Here is a 296-nt window from a genome sequence, read left to right on the forward strand (position 1 = left end):
CGCCAGGTCGTTTTTCTTTGAAAACCGCACCTCTGGGGAGCCAAACCCGGCAAATGAACCCTCAAGAATCGGGTTCGCCCGCATGGCGATGCTATCCGTAAACCCCGCGCTGTGAGGAGAAATAAAAACAAGCGCATCGGGCTCGGCCTGCGCTACCTGTTCGGCAACCTTCAGCATCGCATCCGTTGTGGATGTTACCCGGTTGAGGTTGTCCCTCCCGATATCCGGGATAACAATCGGTGGATGGGGCATTAAACAACCAATAACAACGGGCATCTTCTCCTCCAGCTTAAGTA

The 296-nt window shown here is 54.1% G+C and carries 1 pseudogene; it reads right to left on the reverse strand.

Annotation, left to right across the window (positions count from 1 at the left end):
- Positions 1 to 276, reverse strand: a pseudogene (locus tag COY37_RS08915) (AmmeMemoRadiSam system protein A); the annotation flags it as partial.
- Between the last annotated feature and the right edge of the window lie 20 nt (positions 277 to 296).

This window comes from Candidatus Aquicultor secundus (assembly GCF_002791875.1).
Taxonomy (GTDB): Bacteria; Actinomycetota; Aquicultoria; order Aquicultorales; family Aquicultoraceae; genus Aquicultor_A; species Aquicultor_A secundus.